This is a genomic window from Solirubrobacter phytolaccae, assembly GCF_027587195.1.
Taxonomy (GTDB): domain Bacteria; phylum Actinomycetota; class Thermoleophilia; order Solirubrobacterales; family Solirubrobacteraceae; genus Solirubrobacter; species Solirubrobacter phytolaccae.
Genome location: NZ_JAPDDP010000153.1, coordinates 1 through 2,896 on the forward strand (window position 1 = coordinate 1; position 2,896 = coordinate 2,896).

The 2,896-nt window shown below is 76.6% G+C and carries 2 protein-coding genes; both read right to left on the bottom strand.

Going from position 1 to position 2,896, the window contains the following annotated elements:
- Positions 1 to 833 (bottom strand): UvrD-helicase domain-containing protein (locus tag OJ997_RS36120; RefSeq protein WP_270030322.1); only part of this gene is annotated, 833 nt, incomplete at its 3' end.
- Positions 830 to 2,896, bottom strand: a 2,067-nt coding sequence (locus tag OJ997_RS36125; protein WP_270030323.1) for a PD-(D/E)XK nuclease family protein, incomplete at its 5' end; no start/stop codon positions are given. The genes OJ997_RS36120 and OJ997_RS36125, both read right to left, overlap by 4 nt.

Consider the following 2,896-nt stretch of genomic DNA (forward strand, 5'->3'; position numbering starts at 1 on the left):
AAGTCGAGGAAGCCGACGCGGCCGTCCTCGAGGAAGAGGTAGTTGCCGGGGTGCGGGTCGCCGCCGCCCATGGCCGCGTCGCCGCCCGCCACGGTCGTGCCGCCGGCAGCCACGGTCGCGCCGCGCGCGGCCTCGCCGACCCCCATCGCGGCCGCGGTCAGCCGCGCGCACTCGTCCAGCGCGGTTCTCGCCGCCGCGATGCGGACGCCGTCCTTGGCGGGGCGCAGGTCACGCACCGCCGCTTCTCCCGCCGCGGCCAGCGCGGACGGGTCGGGCGCCGGGCCCTGGCGCGGGATCTGCACCCGCGGGCGGGCCTGACCCCGGGCGCGGAGCGTCGAGTAGGTGCCGCGGATGAGGTCGCGCAGGTTCGGGCCGTAGGACGCGGCGAGGTCGATCGCGTCGGCGCCGTGGGTGCGGCCCCAGGACTCCAGCGCAGTGTCGTAGGCGGCGTTGGCGAGGCGCTCGGCGGCGGTCTCCTCCATCACCTCGAAGCGCGGGTCCAGGCCCGCGGCGAGCGGCTGGGAGCGCAGCAGGCGGGCGCAGAAGCCGTGGATGGTGCCGATCCACGCGGCGTCGACGGCGCGGGCGTGCTCGGCCTCGCCGAGGTCGGTCAGGCGGCGGCGCAGGCGCTCCGCCAGCTCGCCCGCGGCCTTCTCGGTGAAGGTGAGGGCGAGGATCGCGTTGACGGGGACGCCGTCCTCGCGGATCGCGGCGGCGATCCGCTCGACCATCACCGCCGTCTTGCCCGAGCCGGCGTTCGCGGCGAGCAGCGAGGAGCCCGTGCGGGCTTCGATCGCGGCGCGCTGCTCGGCGGTGAACTTGGGCGTGCTCATACGGCGCGGCAGATCCCGGGGTGGGCGCAGCCGCCTTGGTAGCCGCAGCGGTCGGGGCAGGGGGTGATGCGGCCGGCGCGCAGGTCGGTGGCGGCGCGGGCGGCGATCGCGCGGGCCTCTTCGAGGCGCAGGTCCAGCGTGGCCCTGTCGCTCACGTCGCCGTTGACGTAGCGGCCGGGCACGTCGTCGCGGACGACGCCGCGCGGGCGCTGGTCGGCCGTGCCGAGCGGCTGGTAGAGCGCGCCGACGACCTCGACGCCGAGTTGCTCTCTGACGGCGAGCGCGTACAGCGCGGCCTGGATCTTGCCGTCCTCGGCCCACCTGGCGCCTGGGTGCACGGTGCGGCCCTTGTAGTCGCGGATGATCGCCGTGTTCCCCTTGCGGTCCACCCGGTCGACGCGACCGGAGACGGCGACGCCGTCGATCATGAACGCGTCGAAGCTCCACTCGAGCTGCTCGGGCTCGAAGCCGGCGCCGGTCGCGCACTCGTGGCGGATGTAGCGCTCGAGGTCCACCTCCAGCGCGCGGGCCGCGGCGCGGGCGGGCATCGTGCGGGCCGCGGCGATCAGCTGCTCGATCGCGATGTGCAGCTGCTCGAGCGCCGCGGGTTGCGTGGCGGGCGTGAGCTTGGCCGAGCCCGTGTGCGTCTGCAGGCCGCGCAGCGTGGCCTCGAGCACGGCGTGCCCAAGCGAGCCGCGGCGCATCGCCTCCGGGTCGGGATCGACCGGCGCGGGCTTCATCACGTGCTCGATCAGCCACTTCACCGGGCAGCCCGCGAACGTCTCCAGGCCGCGCGCCGACTCGCGGTCGCGCGCGGCGAGCAGGTGCAGGACCGCGGGCTCGGTGGGCGCCGCGAGCGGCTCCGGCGGCTCCCCCTCGGCGCGGGCGGCCTGCGAGCGGCGCAGCTCGTGCGGCGTCGGTGCCTCCGCCGGCGGCCACGTGATCTCCGCGAGCAGGCGCCGGCCACGGCCCTCCCACAGCTCGTCCGTGAACAGCGCGCGGACGTCGTCCAGGAACGGCGACGGCTGCTGCGGGCCGCCCTCCTCGTCCGACGTCCGGAACGACAGGAACAGCGCCTCCTCCGGGCGGGAGACGCACGCGTAGAACAGCGAGCGCTCACGGGCGAGCGTGTCCTCGTGGCGCGGCAGCACCAGCCCGGACGCGATCGCGAGCTGCGCGCGGTCGCCGTCGTCCAGGAACGGCTCGGGCTGTGGGCGCTGCGGCAGGTCGCCCTCCTGCAGGCCGCACACGAACACGGCGCGGAATCGCCGCGCGCGGATGTTCAGCGGGTCGGCGAGCAGTACGCCGGGCGCGCCCTCCGCCGCGTCGCTGTCACGCACCTCGATCGCGCCGAGCGCGGCCGTGACGTCCTCGACGAGCTTCGCGTCGCTCTCCGCGAGCTTGGTCAGCTCCTTCGCGGCGCTGCGCAGGGCCCGGGCCGCGCGGGCGTCGGCCTCCGCTTCCGGGGAGAGCACGTCGGCGTGACGGACGTGCGGCGCCGTCCAGATCGCCTCGGCCTCCGCGACGAGCAGCGCGAGCGTGGCCTCGACCCCCTTGGCATCGGCCAGCGCGTCGAGCTCGGCCAGCTCCCGCCCGCCGAGCCGCTCCCAGTGGTACCGAGCCTCGCGCGCCGAACGCGCCTCGTGGCGACGGACCGCGACCTCGAGCCGGTCGGCGAGGTCGCCGCTGGTGGGGAGCCGGCGCGCGACGATCTCCCCGAGCTCGGGCGACACGACCTCGTCAGGCGCGGGCTCGCTCGGCGTGGCGTCGCCGGGCCAGACGTCGAACGCCTCGGCCGGCGCCGACGCCGACTCGGGCGCGAGCCCCTCGTCCAACGGAGCGAACTCGTAGTCGTCGTCCGCGAACGGCACGTCGAGCTCGTCGGGCTCGACCGCGGCGAACAACGCGCCCTGGTCCGCGGCCGCGGCCGGCGGCTCGTCCGGCCCGAAGAGATCGTCGAGGGGCCGCGCGGCGAACTCGCCGCCGGCGCCGGGCGCGACGTGGGCGTCGGCGCGCGGCGCGGACTCGTCCGGCGCGGCGAGGCCGTCGCCGTGGTCGTGGAC